The following is a 14,802-nucleotide window of genomic DNA, read 5'->3' on the forward strand; positions in this document are numbered from 1 at the left end:
TTTAAAATATTTGCGATTTCTTACTGCATATGACTTCATCTTATCAGCAACAATTAGATGCCAAAATTGAACGCATCAGCGCTCAGTTTGCCGAATATCAACCACCTGCCTTAGAAGTATTCCAGTCTCCTGAAAAATATTTCCGCATGCGTGCTGAATTTCGGATCTGGCATACTGATGATGATCTATTTTATGCCATGTTCGAACGTGATGAGAACAACAATAAAAAAGTCATTCGTATTGATGAATTTCCAATTGCGGACCGCAGTATTAATGTCTTGATGCCCCAATTGCTTGCAGCATTCAAGACAGATGCCAATCTGGGTCATCGCCTGTTTGAAGTACATTTTCTGGCGACCTTAAGTGGTCAGGTTCTGGTTTCCCTTATTTATCACCGTAAACTCGATGAAAGCTGGGAACCTGCGGCAAAAGCTCTAGCGGAAAAACTCAACATCAAACTGATTGGCCGCAGCCGTGGCCAGAAATTTGTGCTGTCTGATGAATATGTGGTGGAAGAGCTGTCTGTATTCGATCGTCGCTATAAATATAAGCAGATTGAAAGCAGCTTTACCCAGCCAAATGCACAAGTCTGTCAAAAAATGCTGGAATGGGCATGCGATGCAGCGGAACAATCAGATAAAGATTTGCTTGAATTGTACTGTGGTAACGGCAACTTCACCCTGCCGCTTTCAACCAAATTCCGCCGTGTTTTGGCCACTGAATTAGCCAAATCTTCAGTCTATGCAGCTGAGTGGAATATTGAACAGAACCAGATTGAAAATATTCAAGTTGCGCGCCTGTCTGCTGAAGAGTTTACCCAAGCTTATAATGGCGAACGTGTTTTCCGTCGTCTGCAAGAAGCCAAGATCGATATTGCGACTTATGATTTTGACACGGTATTTGTTGATCCACCACGTGCCGGAATTGATAGTGAAACACTGAAACTGTTGCAGCGCTTCCAGCGTATTATTTACATTTCTTGTAATCCAGATACTTTATATGACAATCTGAAACAGTTATCTCAAACCCATAAAATCAGCAAATTCGCCATGTTTGACCAATTTCCGTATACGCACCATGTTGAGACCGGTGTCTTGCTGGAAAAAGTATAAAGAATTTGTTTCAATTTATTATATTGTTACAATAATTGAGCTTTTTAAAGTTCCATTATTTATATTAAATATCATTGATTTATCAATGATATTTAACTTGTACAGCAAGAAATATCGTTAGACCTCGGGGCTTCAATCGGAAATTTTCAAGACCAACTGCTGCTTTTATCACATAGGCCCTATTGCTTTATTTATTTAATTGGCTATATTTCATTCTATGTTAGGTTGTTGTATGAAGGCTCTATGAGTTTTTGGCAAAAGTTGTTTTCTAATGAACAGCACAATGAACACAAGAATCAGATTGCTTGTGTTGAAAATGATTTCTCTTGCAAGACAAATGAACAGCTTCTTGAAGCTTTGTCTAAAGCGACTGATGAGGAGTTTATTATCGGAATCAAGAAAGTTCTTGTATCACGCGGTTACAGCCGTAAAGAATTGAATGAACTTCAACACCTACCGCTGCAGTAATCAGCCAAGGTTCTAGCCTAGTAAAAAAAGCACTTGTATCCACAAGTGCTTTTTTTATGTCTATAGAATTGCAGTCATTAAACAGTCTATTTAATTTTATGAGTCCATCTCTTTACAGATCTAGAAAGAGAAATCCGCTCAAAGCTAGAGACAATCCATACAACAATAAAAATCGATCCAACTCCTATCAGGGTAGTCTAAAAAATCAGATATATAGCTTAGGCTATTTGTATTGCTTTAAGACCCTTCTACTCTTTTCGTCTTCATAAATTTTTATGCAGTGAACATAACTCAGTAGACCACCTTCATCTTTAGGCCAACTCAAGCAAAGCATCGATTAATTTACGAAAACACAGTACACTTCATATTAAAATACAACGGTTTTTAAATGGCTTTATCTTTATATGCAACACACTAAACGGTTTCCCATAGGTGCCCATCTTATGGTTAAACATTTCGGCTACACCCATCACGGAATTTATGCTGGACGCGGTCGTGTGATTCATTATTCTGGCTTTGCGCATTTATTCAAGAAACGCCCCATTGAAATAACGTCTATTGAAAAATTTAGTCATGGCAAACCGCTTCATGTGCAACATTATGAATCGCCAAAATATCAAGGTCGCAAAGTGGTACGTCGTATGCGTTCCAGAATGCATGAAAATAACTATCATCTGATTATTAATAATTGCGAGCATCTATGTACTTGGGCGATTACCGGAGTGGAAAGCAGCCCGCAAGTGATTTATATGATGAATCGCCTGACCACGATTGGTTATATCAGCTCGATGATCAGTGTCATGAACAGCATGTTCCTGACACTGACCACGACCAGTTTTGCATTGGCGCTATACATCAAGAAAAAGCTAAGAGATAAAGCCAATCAGCGTTTGCAACAATACCGTGAGTTGCAAGATCAGGCTAAAACTAAAGTGTCAGACCTGAGCAACCTCAAACCTCGTTAATTGAACAACCAATATGACGATGATTTTTTATTATTCAGAAATTTTGAGTCTGTGTTTAAATTTTTATGCTGTAAATAGCAGATCAGGTTAAATAGCCTTTTCTGGCTTGAATCGCCTCAGGTAGTGCTTTACCTAAAGAGCTTAGAGTTTCCCGCTCTACCAGTCGCACAATTGAATCTAGCGGCAGGTCGTTGTCTTGCAGACCAAAAGGCTCCTCTAGCTCCGCACTGAGCTCATCCAGACCTAAGAGCATATAAGCAATCAACCCAACCAGAATCGGCGTCCACAGGCCTAAATTCGCTTGCAAACTAAAAGGCAGGATAAAGCAAAAAGAATAGACTGCACGATGCAATAGCACCGAATAAGAAAATGGCAATGGCGTAGACAGGATTCGGTCACAGCCGGCCTGAATATCGCCCAAGGCTACCGTATGCTGATTCAGACTATTATAAATAATATCGCTGATCTTGCCCTGCTTATACTGTTGTACCAGCTCTTTTTGCATCTGTTCCAGCACCCATTGTGAGGAATTGATTTGCCCGGGTAATTGGTCAAATGACTGGGGCTCAAAACCGGTAGTGGCTCTATAAACCTGAATGCTGGATGCTTGCTGTCTGAGCCGATCACGTAATAAATGGGTAAACAGCATCATGCGATACAGCAAAATTTCACGTGTTTTCGCATCCAGCACATGGCTGTCCCGGCATAAATGGCGCGTAGTGGCAATCAGCGCACCCCAGAGCTTACGCCCTTCCCACCAGCGATCATAGCAGGCCGTATTTCTAAAACTCAGAAAGATCGAAAGGATTACCCCGAAGATGGTAAAGCCAATTGCGGGAACAGCAGGAAAGCTAACAAAATGTGCCCGGCTCAAATAAACCAGCAAACTGGAAATGAAGACCACTAATACCAATGCTGGCAGTACCTTAGGCAGAATCGTTCCCTGCCAAGCAAACAGTAAACCCAAACTATTATTCTTATCACGCACAATCATAGAATTTTCCCTGCTGTATTGAAAAAGCCCAACCAGAGTTGGGCTTTTAACATTCTGAACTACATCAGCTTATTTACCTGGCTTAAAGCTGTCCTTAAGATCCAGGATACGGTTGAATACCGGTTTTTCGCTCGAATGATCGTATTGATCTGCTACAAAATAGCCTTCACGCTCAAACTGGAAACGATCTTCCGGCCGAGCTTGTGCCAATGCAGGCTCAATTACGGCCTGAACTACCTTTAATGATTCAGGGTTCAGGTTGGCCAGGAAGTCATCGCCCACTTCAGGGTCAGACTCAGTAAACAGACGGTCGTAAATACGTACTTCGGCAGGAACGCCCTTAGTCGCAGATACCCAGTGAATCACGCCTTTCACCTTACGGCCTTCCGGATTTTTGCCTAAAGTTTCAGGATCAATCGAACATTTCAGTTCTATCACTTCGCCATTTTTATCTTTAATGACTTCGTCGCATTTGATCACATAGGCATGACGCAAACGCACTTCACCGCCTGGAATCAAGCGTTTAAAGCCTTTTGGCGGCTCTTCTTCAAAGTCTTTACGGTCAATATACAGCTCGGTCGTTAATGGAATCACACGCTCGCCCATATCCACATTTGGATGACGCGAATGAGTCAGGTCCATATCGGCTGGCAAATTGGTTAAAGTCACTTTGAGTGGATTTAACACGGCCATACCACGCGCTGCAGTATTTTCCAAAGACTGGCGAATACAGTATTCCAGCATGGCGACATCAACAATACTGCCATCAACCTTCGACACACCGACACGCTGACAGAAATCACGCAGACCTTCAGGGGTGAAACCACGGCGACGCATACCGACTACAGTTGGCATACGCGGATCATCCCAACCCTGAACATAGCCACCTTCAACCAGTTTACGCAGTTTACGTTTTGAGGTGATGGTGTAATCCACGTTCAAACGGCTAGATTCGTACTGACGTGGCACTGATGGCGATTTAACTTTTGCTATTACCCAGTCATAGAACGGACGATGATCCTGAAATTCCAAGGTACACAGTGAATGCGTAACGCCTTCAATCGCATCAGATAATGGATGCGCATAGTCATACATTGGATAAATTTTCCATTTATCACCAGTCTGATGATGTTCAGAATGCAAAATACGATACAGAATCGGATCACGCATATGTACGTTTGGTGACGTCATATCGATCTTGGCACGTAGAACCGCCTGACCTTCCGCATATTCACCGCTACGCATTTTCTCAAAACGTTCGAGGTTTTCCGCAACCGTTGCATCACGTTGTGGCGAGTTTTTACCCGGCTCAACAAAATTACCGCGATTTAAACGGATTTCTTCAGGTGTTTGCAAATCCACATAGGCATCACCCTGTTCAATCAGCTGAACAGCCCATATATAGAGTTGATCAAAATAGCCTGATGCATAACGAGGCTCACCATTCCAGTGAAAACCTAACCATTTCACATCATTGGCAATACCATCCACATATTCCTGCTCTTCAGCATCCGGATTGGTATCGTCAAAACGCAGGTTACACAAACCTTTAAATTCTTCAGCAATACCGAAGTTCAAGCAGATTGCTTTTACATGGCCAATATGTAAATAGCCATTCGGCTCAGGCGGAAAACGTGTCACCACCTGTTGAGTACGACCAGCAGCTAAATCATCGGTAATGACCTGACGTACAAAGTCCAAGCCAGGTTGTTGTTCTTGCTGCTGCACTGAGTCGACTGCATTGTTCTTTTGGGTCGGGTTCTCGGGCAGAGATGTCACAACATCATTTGGCTTCATGATCAATCATTCACTTCTAAAGTTAAAAAGGGATTAACAAATATTCAATCGCACAAGTTGCACGTATATTCATTATCAAAGTTCCTTAGTTTAACTATAGGTGATTAATCTCTCAACCGCTAACTTACGGTATTTGATTTCAATTCACTCACTTTAAAAATTGAAAATACAATATGCTGCCCAAAACCAAAATATCAACGCGTTACTCAGCCATAAATTATTAGATTCATGTCTATCCAAAATATAATGCTCTGTCTGGCAGCATTTGAAATGCCTTAATAAATCAACGTATAAATAAGGTATTATTTTTATGCTTTTAACAAAGAAAATAATGTTTTTACTTGCCTAGTCGATTGTAGTTTGCTTATGCTTCACTCATTCAGAAAAAACCATGGCACTCGTCCATGATCAGGAGATTACACAATGAGTTTTCCTCAAGTCGAATTAAACACCAATAAAGGTCGTATAGTTCTTGAACTCAATGCTGAAAAAGCACCTAAAACTGTAGCTAACTTTTTAGAATATGTACGTGACGGTTTTTATGACGGCGTAATTTTCCACCGTGTGATCGATGGTTTCATGATCCAAGGTGGCGGTATGGATGAAAACTTCAAAGAAAAAGCAACACGTGATGCGATCGAAAACGAAGCAGACAACGGCTTGACCAATGAAGAAGGCACGATTGCAATGGCGCGTACCCAAGCACCACATTCTGCTTCTGCTCAGTTCTTCATTAACGTGAAAAACAACGCATTCCTGAACCATACAGGTAAAACAGCTCAGGGTTGGGGCTATGCTGTATTTGGTAAAGTGGTTGAAGGTATGGACGTTGTGAACGAAATCAAAAACGTGCGTACGGGCAATCGTGGCTACCACTCTGACGTTCCACTAGAGAACGTTGTAATTGAATCTGCAAAAATCATTTCTGAGTAATTAATCTCCCTAAATTCCTCTTTACAAAAGAGGGACTTTCCTCCCTTTGTTAAAGGGAGGTTAGGAGGGATTTAAAAAAGGAAAAATTTGTGACCTATCTGTTTATCTCAGATTTACATTTGTCACCTGATCACCCTCGACTTGTTCGGGGGTTTTTAGATTTATTAAGTGAATATCAGGATCAAAATACCCGATTGTATATTCTGGGTGACTGGTTCAATGCCTGGCTCGGCGATGACTATACAGCTCCGTGGCTGGACGAAATTGTCGCTGCTTTAAAACAGTTTACTCAGGCTGGCAATCAGATCTATTTTCAGGCTGGCAATAGGGATTTTGTTCTCGGAAGTAAATTTTTAGCTCAATTTGGCGGCCAGCTTCTGCCGGATATAGATCAACTGACTATTGCTGGAACAAATTATCGCCTCGAACATGGCGATGCACTCTGTACAGATGACATCTCTTATCAACGCTTTAAAAAAATTATTCGTCATCCGTGGCTTTTAGGCTTCTTAAGAAAAACCCCACTTTCATTTCGCACTCGCTTGGCCGATCATTTTCGTCAGCAAAGTCATCAAGCGCAACAGTTTAAAAGTTATGAAATCATGGACGTCAATTCGCAGGCAGTTGAGCTAGCATTAACAGACGTAGATGTGCTGATCCACGGCCATACGCATCGTGCTGCCATACATCAGTTAGGTCAGAAGAAAAGAATTGTACTAGGGGATTGGAAAGAAGACAGCGCAGAGATTTTAGAAATTCAGCAAGATCAAGATCTTGAAACCCTAAAACTAAAAAAGTGGCGATATTAATCAGCCACTTTTTTACTAAATCTTTATACTTAACATAAACGATAAAGCTGGTTTACACCGGTATAGAAACTTCTACCATCAAGATTAAACAGGATTTCTTCACCAGTTTGTAGCTGGATCATTTTTCCAACTTCCACCCAAATAAAACCATCATGGGTGTTTTGTTTGCGTTTTAACGGTACCAATTTAACATTAATTTCACCACCATTTACTGCAGTGGCGACTTTCCATTCATTTAATATATTCAAAATATTTACTCATAATATGAGCTTTTTGTGACAGTTACAAAGAGATTAATAAAACCAAATTTGTATAATAATTCTGTAGTTACTAGATGTTATTCAAGCTAAAATGCTTGAACCAAAAGTGAATCACAATTAGCTAAAAATAATAAAAGCGAGAACTATACTCGCTCGAAGTGTTCCCACTATACACTCTATTTCCGAGGAAAGCAAATATACATTGTCATTACAAACAACAATGTGACTTATTTTTTAAACCATTATTTTGCAAGTTTTATAAGCGTGACTATCTACGATAGATATAACCCGATTTTAAATATTTTACAATAAAGATCATAGACATTAAGCTTAGCACCAAGAATAGAAAGTTCCATTCTCCTGTTTTCTGATAATTCACAATAAAAACAACACTAGTTAAAACTGCAAATAGAATATGAATAATGAAAAAAGCCTTCTGTGCTCGTTGCTGTCTTTGCTGGCGCTTATTCTCTAAAATGCTTTGCTTTTCTTGTAAAAATTGTTCCGCTTCCTGGAGGTTCATTATCGTCTTCTTATGTCTGAATGAATACATTATCCTAAAACCTCCCTGATTAAAAATAAACCAGAAAAGTCTATTTAACCTATTCATTCAGATCTACTTTATGATTAATAGCCGCCTGGCGAGTCAATAACATTTACATCCGTTTTATATTTTCCTAGCAGCTCACGTAATGAGTTCATCAAAACGCTGGTATCGACTCCCACTGCGACAAATTCAGTGCCGAGTTCCAGATATTTTTGAGTCACGTCATATTGGGTCGATAGAATTCCGGCAGCCTTACCTGAAGCACGAATCCGTTGAATCGCATCTACGACTGCTGCTTGTACTTGCGGATGATTTGGATCACCTTGAAAGCCCATGGTAGCAGACAAATCTACAGCACCAATAAATACCCCATCAATCCCGTCGATTTGGAGAATAGCGTCTAGATTTTTCAGCCCCGTCACTGATTCAATCTGGATGAGCAAACAGATTTCCTCATGTGCCGTCTGATAATAATTCGGAATGCTGTTCCAGCGAGTAGCACGTGCCAGCGCAGCGCCCACGCCACGAATCCCTTCAGGTGGATAACGCACTGCTTTAACCATCAATTCGGCCTGTTCGACGGTTTCTATCATCGGAATCAGCAGTGTTTGTGCACCAATATCAAGGAGCTGCTTGATCAGTTGCACACTGCCAATTGGCGGACGCACCACAGCCTGCGAGGGATATGCAGCAATACTTTGCAGTTGCGACAAGGTGGTTCTCAAATCACTCGGCGCATGTTCACCGTCAATCAGCAACCAGTCATATCCGGCATTTGCTGCAATCTCGGTGCCGTACGCATCCGCCAGTCCAATCCATAAGCCAATTTGCTGCTGGGTTTTAAGTTTGTGTTTAAAATAGTTGGTAACTTGCATCCGCTAACCTATTTGCACGTTGCTGGCGATGCCTCTTATTAAACGCTTCTCGCTTAAAAGTGCCAATAGACAAAAACTGGATTTTAATATGATTTAACTCTAAGTTTTGCCTGAATCTGGCTCAGGCTCATTTTAGAACAGGTTTTGCCTGATACTTTTTTTCTTGTAATAATCTGTGGATATGAAAAATGTATATATTTAAAACCTCTACCCGCTGTTTATTTATAAAGATTGGAGTCCATTAATGGATTTACTCAAGATCACCCAGACCCGCTATACCACTAAAGCCTATGATCCTAGCAAGAAAATCCCCGCAGATCAGTTTGAACGCCTATTGGAAATTTTGCGTCTTGCACCCTCTTCGATCAATATTCAGCCCTGGCATTTTTTTATTGCCGATCATGATGCAGCCAAACAGCGTCTTGCCAAAGCTTTGGTCGGTACTTATGCCTACAATGCCCCCAAAGTTCTGGATTCTTCACATACTATTCTATTCTGTACCAAAGCCGATATTAATGAGTTACATCTGGAAAAATTATTGAACCGCGATGATCTCAGTGGCCGTTTTAAAGATGAATCAGCCAAAGAAGGTCAGAAAAACACCCGTGCAGGTTATATTCATTATTATCGGAATGAAAAAGGTGATATTCAGCGCTGGGCTGAAAACCAGACCTTTATAGCACTTGGCCAGATGCTCCTGGCTGCCGGAATTGAAGGTATAGATGCCACACCGATTGGCGGTTTTGATGAAGATATTATCCGTGAAGAATTACAGCTTGCAGAACAGGGTTTGATCCCTTCTGTATTGCTGACTTTAGGCTATCGCAGTGAAAATGACTTCAATGCCAAACTGCCTAAATCCCGCCTTTCCGCCGAAGATATTTTCACCAAACTGTAAGGATTTTATGCTATAAAAGGGGCCAAGCGCCCTTTCCATATCAATTCGGGCCTATTTTTTCTTTATTTAATTACCACCCACTAAAATAATAATAGAGGCTATCTATGTCGCTCCTTACATCCAAATCCCTGAAATTTGAATGCCCCCATTGCGATAAAATTTATCTCCAGCATTATAAAGATCAACAGCATCGTTACCCGCATTGTCCAGACTGCCAACAGGCGGGTTTACTGCTTGGACTGGCCGAAGCAGAAGACCTGCTGCGACATCCGATTGAATTTGCATCTTCCTATGTTAAGCAGACATTGCATAAGCTAGGCAAATCACACTAGTCAACCCTAGCAGCAATCCCATGGTACTTGCAGGTTTCAGTCGCTCTTTAAAGAAGACCAGACCTGCAATTACACCAAAAACCACCACCAGAATATTCATGCCGGCAAAAACGATCGCAGGTGAATCCTTGAGCAGCATATGGGCTTTGACATAAAAAGCAATATTGGCAAAATTCAGGACACCTAATAACAGACCAGAGCCTATATTCTGCATCGAACCCAAACTTTTATACTTAAGCAACAGATAGCCCATTGAAATAACCAGGGCGCAGACAAACATCAAATTCAGCGCAACGGTGAATTGTAAACCCAGGCTGGTCGTATATTTCAGCAATACATCAATCAGCGCATAACCGACCCAGACCAAGCCCAGATACAACATGCCCTGACTGCCCTGTCCCGCACTTTGCCGATGTGAAAACAGGATGCACAGCACTGCACCAATACCCAAGGCGATACCGAGTATTTTCAGCTGATTAAACTGTTCCTGAAAAATAAAATAAGCAGCAGCAAGCGACAAAACTACAGAAAGTCGCTGGGCAATTTCTGTTTTTAAAATACCGGCAGTTTGCAAAGCCTTGGCCAGAAACAGGAATACACTGGGAAGTAAAATCCCAAGGGCTAGAATGAGTAGCCAAGGGGTCTGGGTCATTGAAATATGCTGAATATCAGGCTTGAACCAGAAAAAGCACAATAGACTGGCTGTCGCATAATTCCAGCTAATCATGTGGATCGGGCTCAGACCCTTGTTTTTAGCGACTTTTAATAATATTGATACCGCAACACTACATAGTGCTGCTGCAAAAATCAGTTCCATATGCTGCTCTTATTCTTGATCTTTATTTGTTTACAAAAAAGCCCACAATCGCTGTGGGCTTTTTTTATAAATGATTCACTGGGAATTATTTATAGTATGACACCATTTTCTCTAGAGAAATTGGGCGAATCTTGTCTGCATTACCAGCAGTACCAAATGCTTCGTAACGATCTACACAGATTTGCTTCATCGCATCTACAGTTGCGCTGAAGAATTTACGTGGATCGAATTCGCTTGGTTTTTCTGCCATCATACGACGCATTGCACCGGTAGACGCTAAACGCAGGTCTGTATCGATGTTGATCTTGCGCACACCGTGTTTGATCGCTTCAACCAGCTGTTCAACCGGAACACCGTAAGTTTCCTTGATGTCGCCGCCATACTGGTTAATTACTGCCAGCCACTCTTGTGGTACAGAGCTTGAACCGTGCATAACCAGATGCGTATTCGGAAGTGCTGCATGAATTTCTTTAATGCGGTCAATTGCCAGAATATCACCTGTAGGTGGACGCGTGAACTTGTACGCACCGTGTGAAGTACCTACTGCAATCGCAAGCGCATCCACATTGGTATCAGCAACGAAGCTACGTGCTTCTTCAACTGAAGTCAGAAGTTGAGAATGGTCTAGTACACCTTCTGCGCCTACGCCATCCTCTTCACCTGCCATACCTGTTTCAAGGCTACCCAAACAGCCGATTTCACCTTCTACAGACACGCCACATGCATGTGCCATTTGAACTGTACGGCGAGTCACATCAACATTATATTCATATGATGTTGGCGTTTTACCATCTTCACCAAGTGAACCATCCATCATGACCGATGAAAAGCCCAACTGGATTGAACGTTGGCAAATGTCAGGGCTGGTTCCGTGGTCTTGGTGCATTACCACTGGAATATGTGGCCATTCTTCAATTGCAGCCAAAATCAGGTGACGCAAGAACGGAGCCCCTGCATATTTACGCGCACCCGCAGATGCTTGTACGATAACAGGTGAATTGGTTGCATCTGCTGCAAGCATAATTGCACGCATTTGTTCTAAGTTGTTTACGTTAAATGCTGGTACGCCGTAAGCATGTTCGCCGGCGTGATCCAAGAGCTGGCGCAATGAAATAAGAGCCATAATATCCTCCCAGTGAATGCCACATATTCTACATGCTCAAAGGTTTCAATTCAGCAACAAATAACACTATTTAAAAAAAATCCCTGCTTTTGCAGGGATTTTGTATCGCATGAACATGATTAAGGTGCTACAGGTTCTGAAGTCGCGGCGACTGACTTGTCTGCAGTCGCTTCATCTGCAGGTGCATTGGCAATTTCAGCTGGAATATCAGTATTTTTTTCATCCAAAACTGGCTGGTCAATGGCATCAATTGCCGCTTGCTGTTCCGGACTTACCTTTTGATCCGCGATTGCTGTAGATTTTTCTGCTTCCGCAACTGGTGCGCTTTCCTGTTTTGTACAAGCAGTGAGTGCCAGAGAGGCTGCCAATAATACTGCGACAGTGAGCTGTTTTTTCATCACGTGATCTCGTCATTTGGTGATTTAATATCTGCATCTTATGACAGATTTATTGCATTTTAATGACGAAGCCATGAATGACGATTGATCTCTTTCAACAAAATGACATAAAAAAAGCTGGCACTAGGCCAGCTTTTAGCTGAAGACATGCAATTAAGCACGTTCCAGGAGCACAGCAACTGCAGGAAGTGTTTTACCTTCAACGAATTCAAGGAATGCACCACCACCAGTCGAGATATAGCCAATTTTGTCAGCCACTTCGTATTTATCAATCGCAGCAAGTGTGTCACCACCGCCCGCAATCGAGAAACCTTCCGATTCAGCAATCGCTAAAGATAAAGTCTTGGTGCCTTCACCGAATTGATCCACTTCAAATACGCCCACCGGACCATTCCAAAGAATTGTTTTAGAGGTTTTTAAAATTTCTGCAAAGGCTTTCGCAGTTTCTGGACCTACATCCAGAATCATGTCGTTATCAGCAACATCAGCAACGTTTTTTACAGTTGCTTTCGCAGTAGCCAATGAACCGAGGAAATCCTCAAAATTGATTTCAGAGGCATCAGCAACGACCACGTCAGTTGGAAGCGGGACTGATACTTTTGCAGCAATGGCTTTTGCTGTGTCGATCAAATCTTTTTCACAGAGTGACTTGCCGACGTTATAACCTGCCGCAGCAAGGAAAGTATTGGCAATACCACCACCGACGATCAATTGATCACAGATGTCCGAGAGTGAAGTTAATACGTCTAGTTTAGTAGACACCTTAGAACCCGCAACAATCGCCACCATTGGCTTTTCTGGAGTTTTTAACGCACGACCCAGCGCATCAAGTTCAGCAGCCAGTAAAGGACCTGCAGCCGCGACTTTCGCTAAACGCGCCACACCTTCAGTTGATGCTTCTGCACGGTGGGCTGTACCAAAGGCATCCATCACAAATACGTCACACAGCGCTGCATATTTCGCTGCAAGTTCAGGGTTGTTTTTCTTTTCACCCACGTTAAAACGGCAGTTTTCAAGTAGAACCACTTGACCCGGCTGAACTTCAACGCCCTCTAGATAGTCTGTGAACAGCTTCACTTCCTGACCCAAGGCTTCTGTTAGATAAGCAGCAACAGGTGCAAGAGACTGTTCAGCTTTAGGCTCACCTTCAACTGGACGACCAAGGTGAGAATACACCATTACTGCAGCACCTTTTTCAAGTGCTGTTTTAATGGTTGGCAATGCTGCACGAAGACGCGCATCGCTGGTGATCACACCATTTTTAACAGGAACGTTTAAATCTTCACGGATCAGAACACGTTTACCTGCTAAATCGAGGTCAGTCATACGCTGAAAGTTCATGTAGAGCTCACTTTATAGATATTAAAACCAGCCGATTTTAAATGATTATGCAGAAAAAGGTTAGCATCTTTTGCAGAAAACATTATGAATGCCAAAGTTTTGTTATGATAGAAAAAAGCCTCTTTCAGATTCAGTGCCTATGTCGATACATCCTGATCCCAATCTTAACCGTTTGAACGTGTTAGGTGAGCCTTTGTCGAGCTGCTGCTTCGATCCGATTACCGGTTATTTCCGAAATGGCTTTTGCCATACTGCCACCACTGATTTAGGGCAGCATACGGTATGCGCGCAAATGACTTCAGAATTTCTGAATTTTTCCCAAAAAGTCGGCAATGACCTGATTACACCTTTGCCAGAGCTGGACTTCCCTGGCCTGCAACCTGGCGATTTCTGGTGTATCTGTGTGACACGCTGGGTAGAAGCCTATGAAGCAGGTCAGGCGCCACCAATCAAGCTGCAAGCCTGCCACAAAGCCGTCCTTGCTTATGTACCTTTAAATATTCTTGAGGAATATGCTGTCTAATGAATTCTGTACAGATTATCTTGGCATCATCCAGTCAAACCCGCAAAGCACTGATGGATCGTCTGCATATTGATTACATTTCCATGGTACCGGACATCGATGAATCTCCTCGCGGAGAAAATCACGCAGATGATCTGGCACAACGCCTGGCTTTCGAGAAAGCCAGATATATTGCCGAACAAAATCCTGAAGCGATTGTGATTGGTTCGGATCAGGTGGCATGGCGTGAAGGTGCGCCGGATATTTTTATGGGTAAACCCTTAACGACTGAAAAAGCCATTCGCCAGCTACAAGCCAACTCGGACAAGATTGTCTATTTCAGTACAGCACTCAGTGTGCAGCAACTGTCGACGGGTTTCGAACAAAGTCTGGTTGAACACTATAAAGTCAAGTTTCGTAAACTTTCTCAGGCAGAAATTGAGCGCTATATTGATATTGAACAACCCTTGCATTGTGCTGGCAGTTTCAAATGTGAAAGCCTCGGCATCAGTCTGTTTGAAGAAATGATCGGTCAAGACCAAACCACATTGATGGGTATGCCGATGATCAAACTCTGTAATATTCTTCGTGAATTGAAAATTTTAGTTCCTTAATCTCCCCTTAATTCAGG

The 14,802-nt window shown here is 42.2% G+C and carries 17 protein-coding genes; 9 read left to right on the plus strand and 8 right to left on the minus strand.

The window, feature by feature from the left end:
• The first annotated feature begins 29 nt into the window (after positions 1-29).
• The 3 genes from trmA to KUG37_RS02160 all read left to right on the plus strand — a co-directional run bounded on the left by trmA (position 30) and on the right by KUG37_RS02160 (position 2,545).
• Positions 30-1,112 carry a tRNA (uridine(54)-C5)-methyltransferase TrmA gene (gene trmA, locus KUG37_RS02150; protein ID WP_216935839.1) on the plus strand — a complete coding sequence of 361 codons (1,083 nt, stop codon included), beginning with the start codon at positions 30-32 and terminating at the stop codon, positions 1,110-1,112.
• A 243-nt stretch (positions 1,113-1,355) separates the two neighbouring features.
• Positions 1,356-1,580 carry a hypothetical protein gene (locus KUG37_RS02155; protein ID WP_216935841.1) on the plus strand — a complete coding sequence of 75 codons (225 nt, stop codon included), beginning with the start codon at positions 1,356-1,358 and terminating at the stop codon, positions 1,578-1,580.
• A 404-nt stretch (positions 1,581-1,984) separates the two neighbouring features.
• A complete protein-coding gene (locus tag KUG37_RS02160; RefSeq protein ID WP_216935843.1) occupies positions 1,985-2,545 on the plus strand; it encodes a lecithin retinol acyltransferase family protein in 561 nt (186 codons plus the stop codon).
• A gap of 82 nt (positions 2,546-2,627) precedes the next feature.
• Here KUG37_RS02160 and KUG37_RS02165 read toward each other — a convergent pair whose 3' ends face one another.
• Positions 2,628-3,539: a bestrophin family protein gene (locus KUG37_RS02165; RefSeq protein ID WP_216935845.1), complete on the minus strand. Its 912-nt coding sequence runs from the start codon at positions 3,537-3,539 to the stop codon at positions 2,628-2,630.
• 69 nt (positions 3,540-3,608) lie between these two features.
• Positions 3,609-5,336, minus strand: coding sequence for a glutamine--tRNA ligase/YqeY domain fusion protein (locus KUG37_RS02170; protein ID WP_216935849.1), 1,728 nt, complete (start codon positions 5,334-5,336; stop codon positions 3,609-3,611).
• Positions 5,337-5,759: 423 nt separating this feature from the next.
• Here KUG37_RS02170 and KUG37_RS02175 point away from each other — a divergent pair, with 423 nt between their 5' ends.
• Entirely contained in the window at positions 5,760-6,269 is a 510-nt protein-coding gene (locus KUG37_RS02175) for a peptidylprolyl isomerase (protein ID WP_216935851.1), read from the plus strand.
• An 89-nt stretch (positions 6,270-6,358) separates the two neighbouring features.
• Positions 6,359-7,078, plus strand: a complete 720-nt coding sequence (locus KUG37_RS02180) for a UDP-2,3-diacylglucosamine diphosphatase (RefSeq protein WP_216935852.1) — start codon at positions 6,359-6,361, stop codon at positions 7,076-7,078.
• Between the two features lie 29 nt (positions 7,079-7,107).
• On the opposite strand, the gene KUG37_RS02185 is transcribed toward KUG37_RS02180, so the two are convergent.
• Together KUG37_RS02185 and hpaI are read right to left on the minus strand one after the other, a co-directional pair.
• Positions 7,108-7,326 carry a transposase gene (locus KUG37_RS02185; RefSeq protein ID WP_216935853.1) on the minus strand — a complete coding sequence of 73 codons (219 nt, stop codon included), beginning with the start codon at positions 7,324-7,326 and terminating at the stop codon, positions 7,108-7,110.
• Between the two features lie 639 nt (positions 7,327-7,965).
• Positions 7,966-8,760 (minus strand): 4-hydroxy-2-oxoheptanedioate aldolase, encoded by a 795-nt coding sequence (hpaI, locus tag KUG37_RS02190; RefSeq protein WP_216940129.1) that lies wholly within the window; start codon positions 8,758-8,760, stop codon positions 7,966-7,968.
• Between the two features lie 244 nt (positions 8,761-9,004).
• Here hpaI and nfsB point away from each other — a divergent pair, with 244 nt between their 5' ends.
• Both nfsB and KUG37_RS14665 read left to right on the plus strand, forming a co-directional pair.
• Positions 9,005-9,658, plus strand: a complete 654-nt coding sequence (gene nfsB / locus KUG37_RS02195) for an oxygen-insensitive NAD(P)H nitroreductase (RefSeq protein WP_216935855.1) — start codon at positions 9,005-9,007, stop codon at positions 9,656-9,658.
• A gap of 104 nt (positions 9,659-9,762) precedes the next feature.
• Positions 9,763-9,990 carry a hypothetical protein gene (locus KUG37_RS14665; RefSeq protein WP_254202567.1) on the plus strand — a complete coding sequence of 76 codons (228 nt, stop codon included), beginning with the start codon at positions 9,763-9,765 and terminating at the stop codon, positions 9,988-9,990.
• Here the strand turns inward: KUG37_RS14665 and KUG37_RS02205 are convergent.
• From KUG37_RS02205 to KUG37_RS02220, 4 genes are all read right to left on the minus strand, one after another.
• A complete protein-coding gene (locus KUG37_RS02205; RefSeq protein ID WP_216935857.1) occupies positions 9,953-10,807 on the minus strand; it encodes a DMT family transporter in 855 nt (284 codons plus the stop codon). The two genes, KUG37_RS14665 and KUG37_RS02205, sit on opposite strands and share 38 nt — an antisense overlap.
• Before the next feature lie 85 nt (positions 10,808-10,892).
• Complete coding sequence (gene fba / locus KUG37_RS02210; protein ID WP_216935860.1) at positions 10,893-11,930, minus strand: class II fructose-bisphosphate aldolase; 1,038 nt, start codon at positions 11,928-11,930, stop codon at positions 10,893-10,895.
• A gap of 119 nt (positions 11,931-12,049) precedes the next feature.
• Complete coding sequence (locus KUG37_RS02215; RefSeq protein ID WP_216935862.1) at positions 12,050-12,328, minus strand: hypothetical protein; 279 nt, start codon at positions 12,326-12,328, stop codon at positions 12,050-12,052.
• 153 nt (positions 12,329-12,481) lie between these two features.
• Complete coding sequence (locus tag KUG37_RS02220) at positions 12,482-13,669, minus strand: phosphoglycerate kinase (RefSeq protein ID WP_216935864.1); 1,188 nt, start codon at positions 13,667-13,669, stop codon at positions 12,482-12,484.
• Positions 13,670-13,808: 139 nt separating this feature from the next.
• Here KUG37_RS02220 and KUG37_RS02225 point away from each other — a divergent pair, with 139 nt between their 5' ends.
• Entirely contained in the window at positions 13,809-14,192 is a 384-nt protein-coding gene (locus KUG37_RS02225; protein ID WP_004279857.1) for a DUF2237 family protein, read from the plus strand.
• Positions 14,192-14,785, plus strand: a complete 594-nt coding sequence (locus KUG37_RS02230) for a nucleoside triphosphate pyrophosphatase (RefSeq protein WP_216935867.1) — start codon at positions 14,192-14,194, stop codon at positions 14,783-14,785. The genes KUG37_RS02225 and KUG37_RS02230 overlap by 1 nt, the downstream gene beginning before the upstream one ends.
• Positions 14,786-14,802: the final 17 nt, after the last annotated feature.

Source organism: Acinetobacter sp. BY419 (assembly GCF_019038395.1).
In the GTDB taxonomy this organism is placed as follows: Bacteria; Pseudomonadota; Gammaproteobacteria; order Pseudomonadales; family Moraxellaceae; genus Acinetobacter.

Excerpts from the sequence above, each read along its gene's own strand:
- KUG37_RS02165 (WP_216935845.1), bottom strand. The coding sequence starts at position 3,539 with ATGATTGTGCGTGATAAGAATAATAGTTTGGGTTTACTGTTTGCTTGG.
- KUG37_RS02215 (WP_216935862.1), bottom strand. The coding sequence starts at position 12,328 with ATGAAAAAACAGCTCACTGTCGCAGTATTATTGGCAGCCTCTCTGGCA.
- KUG37_RS02170 (WP_216935849.1), bottom strand. The coding sequence starts at position 5,336 with ATGAAGCCAAATGATGTTGTGACATCTCTGCCCGAGAACCCGACCCAA.
- KUG37_RS02205 (WP_216935857.1), bottom strand. The coding sequence starts at position 10,807 with ATGGAACTGATTTTTGCAGCAGCACTATGTAGTGTTGCGGTATCAATA.
- KUG37_RS02160 (WP_216935843.1), top strand. The coding sequence starts at position 1,985 with ATGCAACACACTAAACGGTTTCCCATAGGTGCCCATCTTATGGTTAAA.
- KUG37_RS14665 (WP_254202567.1), top strand. The coding sequence starts at position 9,763 with ATGTCGCTCCTTACATCCAAATCCCTGAAATTTGAATGCCCCCATTGC.
- trmA (WP_216935839.1), top strand. The coding sequence starts at position 30 with ATGACTTCATCTTATCAGCAACAATTAGATGCCAAAATTGAACGCATC.
- KUG37_RS02230 (WP_216935867.1), top strand. The coding sequence starts at position 14,192 with ATGAATTCTGTACAGATTATCTTGGCATCATCCAGTCAAACCCGCAAA.
- KUG37_RS02225 (WP_004279857.1), top strand. The coding sequence starts at position 13,809 with ATGTCGATACATCCTGATCCCAATCTTAACCGTTTGAACGTGTTAGGT.
- KUG37_RS02155 (WP_216935841.1), top strand. The coding sequence starts at position 1,356 with ATGAGTTTTTGGCAAAAGTTGTTTTCTAATGAACAGCACAATGAACAC.
- KUG37_RS02175 (WP_216935851.1), top strand. The coding sequence starts at position 5,760 with ATGAGTTTTCCTCAAGTCGAATTAAACACCAATAAAGGTCGTATAGTT.
- fba (WP_216935860.1), bottom strand. The coding sequence starts at position 11,930 with ATGGCTCTTATTTCATTGCGCCAGCTCTTGGATCACGCCGGCGAACAT.
- KUG37_RS02220 (WP_216935864.1), bottom strand. The coding sequence starts at position 13,669 with ATGAACTTTCAGCGTATGACTGACCTCGATTTAGCAGGTAAACGTGTT.
- nfsB (WP_216935855.1), top strand. The coding sequence starts at position 9,005 with ATGGATTTACTCAAGATCACCCAGACCCGCTATACCACTAAAGCCTAT.
- hpaI (WP_216940129.1), bottom strand. The coding sequence starts at position 8,760 with ATGCAAGTTACCAACTATTTTAAACACAAACTTAAAACCCAGCAGCAA.